Origin of the sequence: Alistipes sp. HGB5 (genome assembly GCF_000183485.2) — a bacterium.
Lineage (GTDB): Bacteria > Bacteroidota > Bacteroidia > Bacteroidales > Rikenellaceae > Alistipes > Alistipes finegoldii.
This window is the reverse complement of the sequence record NZ_AENZ01000057.1, coordinates 45229-61712: the sequence shown is the minus strand read 5'-3', so window position 1 is coordinate 61712 and position 16484 is coordinate 45229. Positions and strand designations below refer to the sequence as shown.

At 59.0% G+C, this 16484-nt stretch carries 13 protein-coding genes; 7 read left to right on the top strand and 6 right to left on the bottom strand.

The genetic code is table 11. The annotated features are described in order from the left end of the window. Nucleotides 1–27: 27 nt before the first annotated feature. The 3 genes from HMPREF9720_RS09955 (at nucleotide 28) to HMPREF9720_RS09945 (ending at nucleotide 2830) form a co-directional block, all read left to right on the top strand. Nucleotides 28–498: an NfeD family protein gene (locus HMPREF9720_RS09955; protein ID WP_039940405.1), complete on the top strand. Its 471-nt coding sequence runs from the start codon at nucleotides 28–30 to the stop codon at nucleotides 496–498. Between the two features lie 12 nt (nucleotides 499–510). Then, on the top strand, nucleotides 511–1482 hold the full coding sequence (gene floA / locus HMPREF9720_RS09950; RefSeq protein WP_009598185.1) for a flotillin-like protein FloA: 972 nt from the start codon (nucleotides 511–513) through the stop codon (nucleotides 1480–1482). A gap of 70 nt (nucleotides 1483–1552) precedes the next feature. Continuing rightward, nucleotides 1553–2830 (top strand): M64 family metallopeptidase, encoded by a 1278-nt coding sequence (locus HMPREF9720_RS09945; protein WP_009598233.1) that lies wholly within the window; start codon nucleotides 1553–1555, stop codon nucleotides 2828–2830. 240 nt (nucleotides 2831–3070) lie between these two features. Here the strand turns inward: HMPREF9720_RS09945 and HMPREF9720_RS09940 are convergent, their stop codons facing one another. Beyond that, a complete protein-coding gene (locus HMPREF9720_RS09940) occupies nucleotides 3071–3838 on the bottom strand; it encodes a CDGSH iron-sulfur domain-containing protein (protein ID WP_009598144.1) in 768 nt (255 codons plus the stop codon). A gap of 164 nt (nucleotides 3839–4002) precedes the next feature. On the opposite strand from HMPREF9720_RS09940, the gene HMPREF9720_RS09935 reads away from it, so the two are divergent. The 3 genes from HMPREF9720_RS09935 (at nucleotide 4003) to HMPREF9720_RS09925 (ending at nucleotide 8182) form a co-directional block, all read left to right on the top strand. Next, a complete protein-coding gene (locus tag HMPREF9720_RS09935; RefSeq protein WP_009598265.1) occupies nucleotides 4003–5469 on the top strand; it encodes a hypothetical protein in 1467 nt (488 codons plus the stop codon). Nucleotides 5470–5566: 97 nt separating this feature from the next. After that, a complete protein-coding gene (locus tag HMPREF9720_RS09930; RefSeq protein ID WP_009598138.1) occupies nucleotides 5567–6769 on the top strand; it encodes an MFS transporter in 1203 nt (400 codons plus the stop codon). A 72-nt stretch (nucleotides 6770–6841) separates the two neighbouring features. Further along, entirely contained in the window at nucleotides 6842–8182 is a 1341-nt protein-coding gene (locus tag HMPREF9720_RS09925; RefSeq protein WP_009598290.1) for a fimbrillin family protein, read from the top strand. 103 nt (nucleotides 8183–8285) lie between these two features. On the opposite strand, the gene HMPREF9720_RS09920 is transcribed toward HMPREF9720_RS09925, so the two are convergent. The 3 genes from HMPREF9720_RS09920 to HMPREF9720_RS09910 are packed head-to-tail and all read right to left on the bottom strand — an operon-like array spanning nucleotide 8286 to nucleotide 11806. Further along, nucleotides 8286–9488, bottom strand: coding sequence for a homoserine dehydrogenase (locus tag HMPREF9720_RS09920; protein ID WP_039940461.1), 1203 nt, complete (start codon nucleotides 9486–9488; stop codon nucleotides 8286–8288). 18 nt (nucleotides 9489–9506) lie between these two features. Then, nucleotides 9507–10523 (bottom strand): homoserine O-acetyltransferase family protein, encoded by a 1017-nt coding sequence (locus HMPREF9720_RS09915; RefSeq protein ID WP_009598176.1) that lies wholly within the window; start codon nucleotides 10521–10523, stop codon nucleotides 9507–9509. Continuing rightward, a complete protein-coding gene (locus HMPREF9720_RS09910) occupies nucleotides 10523–11806 on the bottom strand; it encodes an O-acetylhomoserine aminocarboxypropyltransferase/cysteine synthase family protein (protein WP_009598260.1) in 1284 nt (427 codons plus the stop codon). The genes HMPREF9720_RS09915 and HMPREF9720_RS09910 overlap by 1 nt, the downstream gene beginning before the upstream one ends. 387 nt (nucleotides 11807–12193) lie before the next feature. Here HMPREF9720_RS09910 and HMPREF9720_RS09905 point away from each other — a divergent pair, with 387 nt between their 5' ends. Beyond that, a complete protein-coding gene (locus tag HMPREF9720_RS09905; protein ID WP_009598153.1) occupies nucleotides 12194–14377 on the top strand; it encodes an LruC domain-containing protein in 2184 nt (727 codons plus the stop codon). 152 nt (nucleotides 14378–14529) lie between these two features. Here HMPREF9720_RS09905 and HMPREF9720_RS09900 read toward each other — a convergent pair whose 3' ends face one another. Both HMPREF9720_RS09900 and HMPREF9720_RS09895 read right to left on the bottom strand, forming a co-directional pair. Continuing rightward, the gene (locus HMPREF9720_RS09900) at nucleotides 14530–15111 is read right to left on the bottom strand and encodes a TetR/AcrR family transcriptional regulator (RefSeq protein ID WP_009598266.1); all 582 of its coding nucleotides are present in this window, start codon (nucleotides 15109–15111) and stop codon (nucleotides 14530–14532) included. Further along, on the bottom strand, nucleotides 15111–16484 hold the full coding sequence (locus HMPREF9720_RS09895) for a TolC family protein (RefSeq protein ID WP_009598125.1): 1374 nt from the start codon (nucleotides 16482–16484) through the stop codon (nucleotides 15111–15113). The genes HMPREF9720_RS09900 and HMPREF9720_RS09895 overlap by 1 nt, the downstream gene beginning before the upstream one ends.

Here is a 16484-nt window from a genome sequence, read left to right as displayed (position 1 = left end):
TTTAGTCCAATATTCAACAACTTCCCTATGACGATGTTCTATATTGTACTCCTCATCTTTTTCGGCCTGCTCTTTCTGGTGGCGGAGCTGGTCCTGCTGCCGGGCGTGTCGATCGGCGCGATTCTGGCGCTGGTCTGCTACGGCAGTTCGATCTACCTCGCATTCCGCGATCTCGGCCCCGTGGCCGGTTCGGTGGTCGTGCTGGTTATTCTGGTGTTGTCGCTGATCGCCACTGTCGTTTCGCTGCGCGCCAAAACGTGGCAGCGCTTCTCGCTCAAACAGAAAATCAATTCGTCGAGCATGCCTACCCTGCCCGAACAGGAGCTGAGCGTCGGCGACCGCGGCACGACCCTCTCGCGCCTTTCGCCGATGGGCAAGATCGAGGTGAACGGACGGACTTATGAGGCCAAATCCTTGGGCGCCTATGTGGACCCCCGGAAGGAGATCGAAGTCGTCGGGTTCGAAAATTTCAGCGTCATCGTAAAAACAACCAAATAAAAACAAAAAACTATGGATTTTCAGGGTGGATTGATCGTTCTTATAATTTTCGTGAGCCTCTTTGCGATCTGGCTCATCTTCTATTTTATACCCGTAGGACTCTGGTTCTCGGCGTTGGTGTCGGGCGTGAGGATCAGCCTGCTGCAGCTTATCCTGATGCGCTGGCGCAAGGTGCCGCCCTCGACGATCGTCTCTTCGATGATCGAGAGCACGAAAGCCGGCCTGAGTCTCGATCCCAACGAACTGGAGGCCCATTACCTCGCGGGCGGCAACGTCACCAGCGTCGTGCATGCACTGGTATCGGCCCAGAAAGCCAACATCATGCTCGACTTCAAGATGGCCACGGCCATCGACCTCGCGGGCCGCGACGTGTTCGAAGCCGTGCAGATGTCGGTGAACCCCAAGGTCATCAACACGCCGCCCGTAGCGGCCGTCGCCAAGGACGGCATCCAGCTGATCGCCAAGGCCCGCGTTACGGTGCGCGCCAATATCAAACAGCTGGTCGGCGGCGCCGGCGAGGAGACCGTGCTGGCGCGTGTCGGCGAGGGTATCGTCTCGTCGATCGGTTCGGCGGCTTCGCATAAGATCGTGCTGGAGAATCCCGATTCGATTTCCCGCGTGGTGCTCGAAAAGGGACTCGACGCCGGCACGGCGTTCGAAATCCTTTCGATCGACATCGCCGATATCGACGTGGGCAAGAACATCGGCGCCCAGCTGCAGATGGATCAGGCGCAGGCCGACAAGAACATCGCGCAGGCCAAGGCCGAGGAGCGCCGCGCCATGGCTGTCGCCTTGGAACAGGAAAACAAGGCCAAGGCGCAGGACGCCCGCGCCAAGGTGATTCTCGCCGAAGCCGAGGTGCCGCTGGCCATGGCCGAAGCGTTCCGCAACGGCAATCTGGGGATCATGGATTACTACAAAATGAAAAACATCATGGCCGACACGACGATGCGCGAGACGATCGCACGGCCGGAGAAGAAATAACCCGTAACGGGCCGATTCGGGGGTACGTCTGTGCGTACCCCTTTTTTGTCGCCCTGAAATGCTGCGAACCATGAAGAAGATTTTTATTTTGCTGTTTCTCGGAGCCGGCGTCTCCGCCGCTGCGCAGACGCCGTTCGCCGACTGTTTTTTCGACAAAACGATGCGCTTCGACTACTATCACGCCGGAGACAGCCGCTCGGAGGAGTATTTCTTCGACGCGCTGAAGGAGGAGCCTTACTGGGCAGGGTCTAAGGTCTCGCTGGTCGATACGACCGGATACGGCAACCAGTTTTTCCGTATCGTGGACCGGGCGTCGGGCCGGGAGATCTATTCCCGCGGCTTCTGCACGCTTTTCAACGAGTGGCAGAGTACGCCCGAAGCCGACAGCGTGCGCCGCTCCTATCCCGAATCGGTGGTATTCCCCTATCCCAAACGTCCGTGCCGGATCGAGATTTTCACCCGCAACGGCAAAGGGCGTTTCGAGAAGCGTTTCAGCCAGAATATCGACCCCGATTCCTATTTTATCGAGCGGTTCACGCCCCGCTGCGAGACGTTCGAGGTGATGTATTCCGGCAATTCGGCGCAGCGTGTGGACATCGTCCTGCTGCCTGAGGGCTACGGGGCCGGCGAGCGGGCCAAATTCGAGTCGGCCTGCCGCACGTTCGCCGACGAATTTTTCAGCTATTCGCCCTATAAGGAGAACGCCGCGCGCTTCAACGTCCGCGCCGTGTGGGCTCCCTCCGACGATTCGGGCGTGACCATCCCCGGTGAAAACGTCTGGCGCAATACGGCCTGCGGCGCGAGTTTCTATACCTTCGATTCGGAACGCTACCAGATGGTGACCGATTTCCAGCGTCTGCGCGACATGGCGGCGCATGTGCCTTACGATTATATCTATGTGCTTTCGAACACACAGAAATACGGTGGCGGCGGGATTTTCAACTTTTACGGCATCAGCGCCGCGCACCACCCCACGCGCACCGGAAAAATCCATGTCCACGAGTTCGGCCATCTGCTGCTGGGGCTGGGCGACGAATATGTCGGCACGACCTCCTATGACGACATGTACGCGAAAAGTATCGAACCGTGGGAACCCAACCTGACGACGCTCGTCGGGTTCGGGGATAAATTCTGGAGCCGGATGGTGGCGGAGGGAACTCCCGTGCCGACGCCCGACACGGAGGAGTACGACGGTGTCGTGGGCGTTTTCGAAGGCGGCGGGTATGCCGCCGAGGGCGTCTACCGCCCGTGGCGGAACTGCCTGATGAACAACCTGCACAAAACGGACGAGTTCTGTCCGGTCTGCAGCAAGGCTATTGTCGATTATATCGACTTTCTCTGCAAATGACAGAACTCCGGATTCCCGCAAGGCCGGAAAGCCTGCGGGAATCTGCGTTTCCGGGATTGTGCCGGATTGAAATACGAAGAGAGGACCGTACGGGACGGTCCTCTCTTTCCGTATCGTGGAAGATGTTGTGGCGGGATTGCAGGCGGCCCTGCCGGATAACGCCGGAGCCGGGCGCCGGATTTCCCGTTTCGGATGCCGGGGGCGCTACGGCGCGGAAGCCTCCGTCCCGTCGCCGCCGGTTCAGTACACCTCTTCGGGGAGCGTTTCGCCGACCGGTTCGCCGTTGAGTTCGTCCCGCCACTTGATTGCGGCATGCGTGCCGTCGCAGTAAGGCTTGTTGGCCGACTGTCCGCAGCGGCATGCGACGACGCGGTTGCGGATTTCGTACGTCTGCCCGTTTTCGCGCCGCATGGGAATGCCGCCGCGTATCCACAAACCGCCGCTGGCGCCGATCGTAATGTCTTCGATCAGGCCGAGACTCGGTTCGAACCGGAATTCGTAGGGTTTCATCGTCTCTTTGTCCCATGCCATGAGACGGCCGCTGGGACACATCGAAGCTTCGCGGACGGCCAGCCTGCGCGCTTCGGGATCGTCCGACTGCTCGGTGAGCGACCATGCGTCGCCATGCGGGTGGCAGAAGCGTGCGAAGACGCAGTATTTTTCGTTGTCCGTCATCTGAAGCGTGCCGCCGTCGATCACTTCGGCATTGTCGAGCAGCGCATCCCGCTGCGCCGTGAGTCGCGGATCCCAGCTGGCTTTTTCATGGCTGCCGTCACAGTAGGGCTTGCGGCGGGAGGCTCCGCAGCGGCATAGCGCCGTGGGTTCCGATTCGGTCGAGAAGTGCCTGCCCTCCTGAAAATACCAGCTGTCGTTGGACTCGTCGGGCATGATGAACTGTTCGGCCAGCGGCGGCCGCCCGTATACCAGATAGGGGCCAGTTTCGGTTACGGTGATGCTGAACCGCTCCTCTGCGGGGGAGCTTCCCGTTTCAATTTTCAAATTGGACATGTTGGACATACTATTTGAGTTTATATTTCGTTTGGGTGTAGGCGGCAATAATTATTCCCAAATCCCGACGGATGAAATATTTGGGATGCCTTTATAGGATTTATCCCGCTTTTTGGTATCTTTGCAGAGATTTTTTAAACTGACATAAAGTAAATTTGGGCAATATGAAAGGATTCGTAAAACTGATAGCCGTGGTCGTGACTGCGGCGGCGTTTGCCGTGTCGTGCAGTAAGGACAAGGATTCGGGCGCCGTATCGTTCGACAAACCTGCGGTCTTCATCGACGCGCCGAGCGGCATGGCTACAGTGGGCTTCACCCTGCGGAACATCAAGACGCTCTCCGTTACGAGCCAGCCCACGGGCTGGGACGAGCCGATGCTCGACCAAACCACGGGCATGCTTACGGTCATAGCTCCTTCGGCCACGGCACTCGAAAAGGGTACGGCCGTCGAATCGGGTACGGTCGTGCTGGCCGGGGTCACTCCGGGCGGGACGAGCGTTTCGGGCGTGCTTTTCGTCGGCGTCGTAAAGACCGTGGACCTGAGCGCGGCGGGCGTGGCCAACAGTTATATGGCATCCGTGAAAGAGACCAACTACCTGTTCGACGTCATGCACAAAGGCGACGGTTCGCCGCTGGCGACGGATCATCTGGGCGTTATCTGGAAATCTGCGTCGGGACTGGTGCAGTATCTGCAGATGGAGAACGGCAAGGCGTCGTTCTACATCGGAGCCGACACCGAAGACAGCAATAAGATCCTCAAGGGCAACGCCGTGATCGGCGCTTACGATGCCAACGACGAACTGATCTGGAGCTGGCACGTCTGGGCGACGGACTACGATCCCGAAGGCGAAAACGCTTCGGTCGAGCTGAACGGCTATACGATGATGACCCGCAATCTGGGCGCGCTGGCCAACGGCAATGCGACGACGTCCGAGATACTGGCCTCCTACGGTCTTTATTACCAGTGGGGCCGCAAGGATCCGTTCATCGGGCCGAGCACCTATAAGATCTCCAGCGGTCAGGGCGCCGCGATGTACAACGACAGCGGCAGCCGCACCTATGTGACGATGGTCGCGTCGAGTGCCGAGACCGGAACGATGGATTATGCCGTCAAACACCCGCTTACCTTTGTTACGGGCGTCGCCGAGTCGAATAACGACTGGCTCTGGAGCAAGTCCGATGCCGGCTGGTCGTCGGACGGCGATGCCGGCGCAAAGAGCGTGAACGACCCCTGCCCCTACGGCTGGCGCGTCGCTCCTTCGGCCGCTTTTGCCGGGCTTGAGATCGTCGGAACTCCCGCCGCGGGCGACGAGGAGAAATTCGGCTGGACGCTGACCGACGGAAAAGCCGAATCGTTCTTCATGGGCGGCGGACGCCGCCGCTACGACGACGGCAAGATTCAGAATATTTATATTCCGAAGGATGAAGCGAAGATGAAGTTGTATACCCGTGCGGATATCGCGCAGCCTTGGGAGGGACTTTACTGGACTACCGCCGTGAACGGCACGCAGTCGCACGCGCTTCATTTCTGGTACGAGAAGCTCACCGGGACGGGCGGCATCGCGCCTGCCGAAGCGTATGCCCGCGCCAACGGCATGCAGGTGCGCTGCGTGAAGGTGAAGAATCTGTAGACGACCGATATGCAAGACAAGACAACGGGCCGGCAACATGCCGGCCTGTTGTTGTTTGGTATAACAGTTGCGGTGTCGGGCGGTAAACTGCCGGGCAATGAAAATCAAAACAGGAAAAGGTACGATCACGCTTACGGTATTGCTGGCGATCTGGTCCGTGTCGGCGATCGCCTCGCTGCCGGGACTTGCCATATCTCCGATTCTGGGGGATCTGAACCGGATATTTCCCAAAGCCACCGACCTCGAAATTCAGATGCTGACCTCGCTTCCGTCGCTGCTTATCATCCCCTTCGTGCTGCTTTCGGGACGCCTCTCCGTGGGCAGGGACAAACTCCGGATTCTCACCGTCGGACTTGCGGTCTTCTTCCTGAGCGGCGTCGCCTGCATTTTTGCCAAGAGCATGGCGTGGCTGATCGTCATCAGCTGTATTCTCGGCATCGGCGCAGGCATGGTGATTCCGCTTTCGACGGGACTTGTGGTCGATTACTTCACGGGCGATTACCGCGTGCGCCAGCTGGGCTACAGTTCGGCGATCAACAACCTGACCCTCGTGCTGGCCACCGTCGTCGCCGGCTATCTGGCCGATGTGAACTGGCATCTGCCCTTTCTGGTCTATACCCTGCCGGGCGTCTCGCTGGCCCTGTCGTTTTTCCTCAGGCGCGGACGCTCCACTCCCGAACCGGAGCAGAGCATCCAGATGCGCCATAAGATGATTGACCGCCGCAAGCTCGTCGGGCTGATGCTGTTCTATTTTTTCGCCACCTACGCCGTGCTGGTCGTGACGTTCTACGCCTCGTTTCTTGTCGACGACTACAAGATAGACAGCTCGTTCTCCGGCGTGCTGATCTCGCTTTTCTTTCTGGCGATCATGGTGCCGGGACTCTTCATCGACAAGATTATCCGGCGGCTGACGCGCAGCGTCAATCTCGTCTCGCTCGCATTGATCTGCGCCGGGCTGCTCTGCGTGGGTATTTTCCGCGACAAGACGATGCTCGTCGTCGGGGTTTTGTGCGCGGGCTTCGGCTACGGCGTGATCCAGCCCGTCATTTACGACAAGGCGGCGACGATCGCTCCGCCGCGCTCGGCGACGCTGGCGCTGTCGTTCGTGATGGCGATGAACTATCTGGCCGTGATGGTCTGTCCCTTTATCGTGGACCTTTTCCGGCATCTGTTCGGAACCCACAGCGACCGTTTCCCGTTTTTCTTCAATGCGGCGCTGGTGCTGGCGCTCACGCTCGTCACGTTCCGCCGCCGGGACGATTTCATTCTCGGACTCGACGAATCCTATTACAAAAATTAGCGGAAACACTTGGTAATAACGTAAAAAGGTTTATTTTTGTACTGAAAAGTCACTTTTTACGATTATCAAGAGATGAGAAAGATTTTGTTCATGGCTCTGGCGGTCCTTATTGCGGCCGGCTGCGCGGAGTCCGAGAAAGGTACGCTTTGCGTGAAGATCGCTCCGGCTATCCGTACGCGCGTCACGGGTCTGCATTTCGATACCGGCGACCGTATCGGTCTGACGATCTCCAAAGGGAGTGCCCCGTACGCCGAGAACGTGCCGATGACCTACGACGGCACGGCTTTTACGGCGTCCGGGCTGTCGTGGTACAACGACCTGAATGAAAAGTCCGTATTGACGGCCTATTATCCCTATGCCGAAGGCGGAAGACCCGACGAATTCACCGTCTCCTCGGACCAGACGCAGGGCAACGGGCCGTCCGACCTGCTGGCGGCCGTGAAAACCGACGTTACGCCCGTTTCGGCGCCTGTCGGCATGATTTTCTACCATGTGATGTCGCAGCTGACGATCGTGGTCTCCAACAGTTCGAGTGCGGCGGTGACCGGAGTCAGCGTCGGCGGACTCGTTCCGACGGCCGAGATCGACTATTCGGCGCCGAAGGCGGCGGCCAAAAGCGGCGTCGCCGCTGCGGAGGTCAAAACCTGCGAGGTGAAGCCCGGCGCTACCTATCGCGCGATACTGGCGCCCCAGCAGGCCGCCCTGACCGTCACGGTCACCACGGACGACGGCAGGAGCCACAGCAAAACCCTCTCTTCGGCACAGCTCGAAAGCGGCAGACGGTACGATATGTCGGTTCTCGTTACCAACGAGGAGATCCAAATTTCGCTCAGCGGCGATATCGGTGATTGGGAAGACGGCGGATCGCTCGACGGCAGCGGCGGCGGTGACGGCGGCGACGACGATTCGCAGACGCTCTCCTACGGGGGCGTGACCTACCGGACGACGACTGTCGGGGAAACGGTCTGGATGGCCGAGAACCTGCGCTATGTGCCCGACGAAGCGTTGCTGACGAAGGGCATTTGGTATCCCGACGGCAACGAGGATGCGGAGTACGTCCGCGAACACGGCATGCTGTACAGCTTTACTGCGGCGCTGGGCGGCGCACAGGCCGTTTCCGGCGCTCCGGTTCGGGGAATCTGCCCGGAGGGCTGGCATGTACCTTATATCGACGAACTACAAACGCTGGCCGTGGGTCCCGATTGCGGATTTACGCTCGCCGGCATGTGGAATTCCGTTTCAAAGAACTATGTCTCGTCTGCTAAAAGCGGTTATCTGATGAGCGCCGCGACCGACGACGGGGGAAGCAGCTACAGTGCGCTGTTGTTCTATGCGTCCGGCGGCAACCCGTCGCCTTCATCGCTGCCGGCGGGTAACGGAGTTTCGCTTCGCTGCGTGAAAGACGCGAAATAGTGCGCTGAAGCGCTGCAACGAAACAAAGGTCCCCGTTTTCGGGGACCTTTTCTGTAGTGCGGTTGCACTGCGTTTTTTGTGTTTTGCCCGGTCGCGCCCGGCGTCAGTCGCGGTTCAGGAAGAAGATCGGAATATTGGCCACGAACACGTCGTCGCCGCAGAGCCGGTCGCGTTTGGCGATCAGTTCGCTCAGCAGGATGTCGCCGATGACGTAGTTGCTCTTTTCGCTGGTGTACTGTTCGTGAATCTTCGTGAAGTTCAGGATGCCGAGAATGTCGGTATCCGTGTACCGGACGTATATCTTCAGCGTGATGTCGGTCGTATAGTCGGGCTTCTGGATATAGCTCAGCTTCTTGTATTCATAGCGGTAGCCGTGCAGGCGGGCCATGATGTCGCTCAGGATCGACGAAGCCGTCGGAAGGCTTCCGGCCCCCTTGCCGAACATGAACTGCCGGTCGTAGCACTCGCCGCGGATCACCACGCCGTTGTACTCGTCGTCGACGCTGTAGATATACTTGGCGGGCGTCACGAACTCCGGCATGACGAACATCGTGAAGTGTTCGTCGCTTACCTTCACGACCTGCGCCACCAGTTTGATTTTCACGTTCTTCTCGCGGGCGTACTGGATGTCCGCATCGTGAATCGTCGAGATGCCGTACGTGAAGATGCGCTCCGGCGCGACATAGGTGCCCAGCGCGTGTACCGTGATGATTACCAGTTTGAACAGCGAATCGTAGCCTCCGATGTCGAACGACGGGTCGCTTTCGGCGAATCCCAGCGCCTGCGCCTGCGCGAGTGCGTTGGCGTAGGAATCCTTGTGGTCGAAAACGCGCGAGAGGATGTAGTTCGACGAACCGTTCAGGATACCCTTCACTTCGAGCAGCAGGTCGTTGTCGTAATACTCTTCGAGGTTGCGGATGACCGGAATCGAACCGCACGACGAGGCGTCGTAAAGTAGCGCCACGTTGTGCTTTTTCTGGATTTCGATCATTTCGGGCAGGTGGTGCGCCAGCATCGTCTTGTTGCCCGAAACGACGGGAATCCCTTTCAGCAGGGCGCTTTTCACGATGTCGTACGACGCTTTGGCGTCGTCGATCACCTCGACGATCAGGTCGATTTCGGGATTGTCGAGGATCTCTGCCGGGGAGTCCGTGAAGTGCGAACGGTCGATCGAACGGGGTTTGTCGAGCGAGCGGACGCAGATTTTGACGATTTCGGCATTGGCGTTCTTCGATTTGCGGACCACTTCGTAAATACCTTGTCCGACGACGCCGAATCCGAACAGGCCGATTTTAATTTTACCCATATGCTGCATGTTTGTTGATTATTCGTTATTCATGAACGGACGGAGGATGTCGTTCAGCTGTTCGTGCTCGACCAGAAATCCGTCGTGTCCGAACGGCGAGTCTATTTCGTGGTAGACGCTTCCGGCGATCATGCCCTGCAGTTCACGCATCTCGGTCGGGGTGAAGATGATGTCGGTCGTAATGCCGACGACGATCGTGCGGGCCGCGATCCGACTCAGGGCGGCCGCTACCCCGCCGCGGCCGCGTCCTGCGTCGTGGGTGTCGAATGCGTTGAGAATGGCGTAATAGGAGTAGGCGTTGTAGCGTCTGCAGAGCTTCTCTCCCTGATACTGCTGGTAGCTCGATGCGCGGTGCACGGCCGGAAGCTCTTCGCGGTCCTGCTGCGTGAGGTTGTAGCCCAGCGATCCCCTGTATGTCAGCAGGCCGATGGCGCGGGCCACCGCAAGACCGGCCATTCCCGCGTCGTCGCGCGGCTCGCCGAACGTCCGGTCGGCTTCGATGGCCATGCGCTGCGTCTCGTCGATGGCGATGCTCCACGGCGACGCCTTGGCCGAGGTGGCGATCAGCACCAGTTTGCCGATGCGCTGCGGCTCCGTGACGGCCCATTCGACGGCCTGAAATCCGCCCACCGAACTTCCGACCAGCGCGCCGATGCGTCCGATGCCGAGGGCGTCGGCCAGCAGGATGTGCGCCCGCACGATGTCGCGGATCGTGAAGGGCGGGAAATCCCGGTAGTACGGTGTGCCGGTTTGCGGATTCGTGTGAAGCGGTCCCGTCGTGCCGTAGTGCGAGCCGAGGATGTTGGCGCAGACGACGAAATGACGCGCCGGATCGAGGAATTTCCCCGTTTCGACCGTGTGCGGCCACCAGTCCGCGACGTCCGAATTGGCCGTCAGCGCATGGCATACCCACACCACGTTGTCGTGCGCGGCGTTCAGTTCGCCGTAGGTGTGATAGGCGATCTTCAGCTCCGGCAGCGTGTGTCCCGTTTCCAGCTGGAACGGTTCGGGGGCTATGTAAATGCGGGGTTCCATTACAGATGTTTCAGCGCTTTGTTCAGGTCTTCCTTTATGTCGTCGATATGCTCGATGCCGAGCGAAAGCCGCAGCAGGTTGGGATATACGCCCGAAGCGGCCAGTTCCTGTTCGCCGAGCTGGGCGTGGGTGGTCGATGCGGGGTGTATGAGCAGCGTTTTCGCGTCGCCGACGTTAGCCAGATGGCTGATCAGACCGAGGTTGTCTACGATCTTCGACGCCTGCTCCGCACTGCCTTTCACACGGAACGTCAGCACGCCGCCGAAACCGTTGCGGAGGTATTTCTTCGCCAGCGTGTGGTACTTGCTGCTTTTGAGTCCCGGATAGCTGACGTGTTCGATCTTGGGATGCTTTTCCAGCCACTCCGCGACCGCAAGTGCGTTGTCCACGCTGCGCTGTACGCGCAGCGAGAGCGTTTCGAGTCCCTGCGTCAGCAGGAACGCGTTGAACGGGCTGATGCAGGGGCCGATGTCGCGCAGCCCTTCGCAGCGGGTGCGGGTCGCAAAGGCGGTTTTGCCGCACTCTTTCCAGAAATTGAAGCCGTGATACCCCTCCGAGGGTTCGCTCAGCAGCGGATATCTGCCGTTGCCCCAGTCGAAGTTGCCGCCGTCCACGACTACCCCGCCCAGACTCGTGCCGTGCCCGCCGATCCACTTGGTCGCCGAGTGCGTCACGACGTTCACGCCCCATTCGATCGGCCGGCAGAGGAATCCGCCCGCGCCGAACGTATTGTCGGTCACTACCGCAATGCCGTGCTTGTGCGCCAGCGCGACGATGGGTTCGAAGTCGGGTACGTTGAATTCGGGATTGCCGATCGTTTCCAGATAAACCGCTTTCGTACGGTCGTCCATGAGCGATGCGATGCTTCGGATGTCGTCGCCCTGAGCGAAGCGCACTTCGACGCCGATGCGGGCGAACGTATGCTTGAACTGGCTGAACGTGCCGCCGTAGAGGAACGACGTGCTGACGATATTGTCGCCCGCTTCGACCAGATTGCTGAACGCCAGATACTGGGCGGCCATGCCCGATGCGGCGGCCACGGCCGCCGTGCCCCCTTCGAGCGCAGCCATGCGCTCTTCGAAAACCGAAGTCGTGGGATTGCTCAGACGGGTGTAGATGTTACCCTCTTCGCGCAGGGCGAAGCGTGCCGCGCCCTGTTCGGCGCTGTCGAAAACATAGGACGTGGTCTGGTAGATCGGCAGTGCGCGCGAACCGGTCGCGGGATCGGGCTGCTGGCCTGCGTGTACCTGCAGCGTTTCGAATCGGTAGTTTTTCGGAGTCATATTTCGCTGTTTGTTCGTTACAAAAAAATCCGACCTCGAAGGAAGCCGGATTGTGTCGTTCGTGCATACGGAAAGGTTACACCCGGCGGAATCGGCTGCGCATGCACATCATACCCATGGTCATCATACCGCGGAGTGTTCCGCGGTACGGGCTGTCGTATGTGTTCATTGCAGTCATTTCAGCGTTCGGATCTGTTTCCTATGGTGCAAATATAGCGGTTTTTTTGAGTTTTACGCTCGCCGCGGGATATTTTTTTGGAAAAACCTTTTCCTCGGTCGGAATTTTGCATGCCAAAGATGCGATTGTGGCCTGTTTTGTTAAATAAATGAGCGGAAATGATTTGGAGTTGAAAATAATGTTTATCTTTGTCTCGAAGAATGTGCGCAATGCACAAGGTAAAGGCTTCGCAGCCTGTTTTCTCGACGGCCATGACGCTGCCCGCCGGGGTCAGGAACCTTTATGTGCAGACTACCCTGCCCGACGGTACCGTGTCGGTCAGCATGCAGCCGGTTTCCGCGGCTCTCAATGTTGCGGGCGCCGTGATGAAAAGCGCCGAAGCGCACAAAATCCGCACTTCCGCTGCTACACGCAGCGAAAGCTCGTCGATGCCCGATTATCCGACATTGCCGGTTAAGACGGAAAGCGACTTCGCCGAAGGCGCGGTTATCCGCCAGACGCCGGCGGGCAATATCGACCTCGGAGCCATCTGGATCGCCAAACCCTATGCCGCGGCGGCGGAATATTACATTCCCGCGGGCGCCGAGATTACGGGCAATATCAATTTGAACGGCAAGTTCTCGCCTCATTCCGCTCCGGTTCTCTACGTGGCGGGCAAACTGACGCTCAATGCGTCGGTTACTATCGGACAGGCGACCCTTGCGGTGCTTCCGGGCGGTGAAGTATATATCAGGGAGGCGAAAGCCAACCTCCAGCAGAATGCGGTCTATCCGGCCATCTATGTATTCGAGGGCGGTACTTTCACCACCGATCAGACGAGCTTCTCCTGCAAGACCATCGTCAACGAAGGCACGTTCGTTGTCAACGGACTGTTCAACGTCAACACCTCCTGCGAGTTCTACAACGGAGCGTCGGCCGCATTGCAGGCGGGTGAAGTCGAAGTCACCAACAAGGCGAAGCTCTACAACGACGGCAAGGTCGAAAGTGCTGATTTCCGGCTCAATACCTACGCCGAGCTTCACAACTGCGAGAACGGCACGGTTGCCATCGACGGGACCTTCTACGTGACCAACTATTCGGTGACCTACCAGAAAGGTGTGGCCCGGATGGATAGGCTCGAAGCCCGCGGCGGCGGTACGCTCTACGTGAACTGCCATACCGCAGCGGACGACGTCATTGCCGAAGGGGCGAAGTTCTACATCGCTTCGGGTTCGGGTCTCGACGCCGGAACGGTCTATTTCAACAGCAATACGGAGCTGTATGCCGCAGCCGGCTCGATCTTCTCGATGGACGAGTACAATGCGAGCAGATCGGGCGGCAACGTGCGCATCGTCAGTCAGGCGCAGGCCGACCAGCCGATGGCCGTGGTTGTGATCCGGGAGAAGGGTGTCAGCTCGCGTTATTACGGCACCAAGTTCGAGGGTCTTATGGAGGTCGTCTACGACAATGCGGCCGATGCGAAATATGTCATCGACGCCGGCAGCCTGATTGACGGCGCCGTGATGCGTGACAGGCAGACGGTCGTGATTGCCGGGAGCAAATGCAACGGAGGCAAGGAGCCTGTGACTCCCGACCCGGAGCCGGAACCCGAAATCATCGAGGTGATCGGTGCGCCCTACACCTATTGTTTCGAGGACGGCTGGCCGTGGATCGGCGATTACGATATGAACGACGTGGTCGTCGTGACCGGCATCGACCGGCTCGTGAACAAGGAAAGCGGCAAGGTGGGTTCCATCCGCATCAACTGGGAGCTGAAAGCCGCCGGCGCCGCGCACCTCAATGCGTTCGCCGTGCAGCTGGACAAGGTCGCCGCTTCGCAGGTCGCCAGTGTCGAGACGACGAACACGGCCTTCGGCAAGGGGGCATTCGCTGGACCGGGTCTCGAATCCGGCAACGAATATGCCGTCATTCCGCTCTTCAACACCGCGCAGGAGATTCTCGGCGAAGGCACCTACATCAATACCTCCAAAGGTACGGCGCCCGTTCCGACCGTGAAGCATACGACTACCGTGACTTTCACCCGGCCCGTCGATGCGGCTGCGGTGCTGGAATCGGCCGTCAACGCCTTTATCGTCGTCAATTCGAAGAGTTCGGGCGTATTCAGCCGCGATACCGAGGTGCATATGCCGACCTATAAGCCGACCGGATTCGCGGTCGTTTCGGGCAATACGTTCACCGAAGCCGAGCCTTACAAATACTTCGTGTCGAAAGGAACGGGTATGAAGGACAACTACATGATGTGGGCGCTGATGATTTCGGGCGAGTTCCGCTACCCTGCCGAGCGCAAGGACATCCGCACCGCCTATACCTATTTCAACGCATGGGCCGCATCGGGCGGTGCCCAGCACGTGGATTGGTACGAGGACGAAGCCGACGAGGATATGCTCTATTAAAGTTCGTATCGGTTATTCCGAACCGCAAGGCCGCAGGTTTTTCCTGCGGCCTTGTTTTGTGTGGGGAGACCTTCCTCTTCCTCTATTGAACCGTCGAAAAAAACGCTCCGCAACGATTCGTTGCGGAGCGTTCTGATGTTACGAAATACGGTTTATCGTTTTCTGTCGATGCGTTCGATGCCCTGCCGGGTCGCCGCACCGCGCAGAATCGTTCTGCAAAAAAGGTAAACCTCCTCTCGCGTGGCGTTGTTGAGCCGTAGTTCCAGAATCGTCTCCAGTATGCGGTCTGCAAAACTTGCGCCCTCGATTTCGGGAAGCAGCAACCCCTCTTCCTTGCTGGCTTCGAGGTGGTGCGCCAGCTCGCGGCGCCAGAACTCGCGGTGTTCGTCGAAATGGTCCGCATAAATTATTTTATGGCGCAGGTCCGACAAGAAACTGCTTTCGACCATGTAGAGGTTGGCGATATATTCGTATGCCAGCTTGAAAGTCCTCTGCAGGGCGCTGCCGCTGCGCCGTTTCCGGTACGTTGCAATGCGTGCGCGCTGCTGGCTGCTCATAGAGTCGAGACAGGAGCTTATCAACTCGTCTTTATCTGCGAACATTTCATACAGGGTGCGCTTGGAGATACCCAGCGTCTGGACGATCTCATCCACCCGGACGGCACGGATGCCGTTCCGGGCGATGAGAGTCTGCGTAATGCGGATGATCTCCTCCTTGGTCGCTCCCCGCTTCATTATTTCGCCTCCTCAGCCATGTCACGACCGCCGCCGAGAGCCTGATAGAGGTTCACGACGCCTTGTATTTCGTCGAAGCGGTCGGCTATCTGAGACAGCTGGGCCGAAAGCAGCGACTGCTGGGCGGTCAGCACTTCCAGATAGGTCGTGCTGCTATGCTTCATCAAAAGTTCCGTGCTCTCCACGGCGCGCTCCAGCGCCTCGATCTGCTGTACCCGCAGATCGGCCTTCGCGCGGGCCGACTGACACTGCGTAAGAGCGTTGTTCACCTCGGCGCCGGCGTTGAGCAGCGCCTGCTGGAACGCCAGCTTGGTCTCCTCCTGCTGTGCCTTGGCGATCTTCACGCGGGCGCGGTTGGCATTGGCGTTGAAGATCGGCTGCAGAAGCGATGCCGCCGCCGACCAAAGGATCTTGCCGGGATCTTTGATCCCCATGCCGCTGTTGTTGGTCCATCCGAGCGTGCCGCTCAGCGTGATCGTGGGATAAAGGGCCGAGCGTGCTTCGCTGGTGGCGTAGTAAGACTGCATGAGCGAATACTCGGCGCTGCGGATGTCGGGACGGTTCGAAAGCATCTGCACGGGCACGCCCACCGTCAGGTCGTCGGGCAGCCGCTGTCCTTCGAGCCGGCCGCGCTCGATCTGGTGCGGGCCTTCGGCCAGCAGCGTGCAGAGACTGTTCTCGGCCATACGGATCTGGTATTGCAGATCGTGCAGCGACGCTTCGATCGAAAGACAGGTGCCTTCGTACTGGGCGACGGCGGCTTCGTTGGCCATGCCGGCCTCCTTCATCGCCCGCATCGTGCGCACGCTCTCGCGCCATTTCACGGCGGTCTGCTCGGTTACCTCATATTGCCCGTCGAGCATCAGCAGCGTGTAATAGAGGTTTGCAATGCCTGAGATCAGCTGCGTCTTCACGGCCTGCTCGTACTCCCGGCTCTGGGCGTAGAGCGCTTTGGCTTTGCGCTTGGCATTGGTCAGACCGTTGAAAATGTCGATCTGCCAGCTTGCCGTCACGGGAATGTTGTAGGTTTTCGACGGCGTCGCCCAGTCGAAACTGCTCAGGTTGCCCTGCGGTGCGAAGTTGAACGACGGCAGGTAAGCCAGACGCGCCGATTTAAGCGTCGCCTCGGCCTCCTTTACCCGCCACTGCGCCGACTGCAGGTCGGTGTTGTTCTCCAGTCCCTGCCGGATAAGCGTCTGCAGGTAGGGATCGGAGAACATCTCTTCCCAGCCGATATTGCCGATCGTCATCGTATCGGCGGTTTCGGCCGTGCCGTAAAGTCCGTCGGTTTTCACTTCGGGACGCGTATAGGGCTTGTAGATGCCGCAGCCGGTCATGGCCGCTGCGGCCAGTATGATAATAAGCTTTTTCAT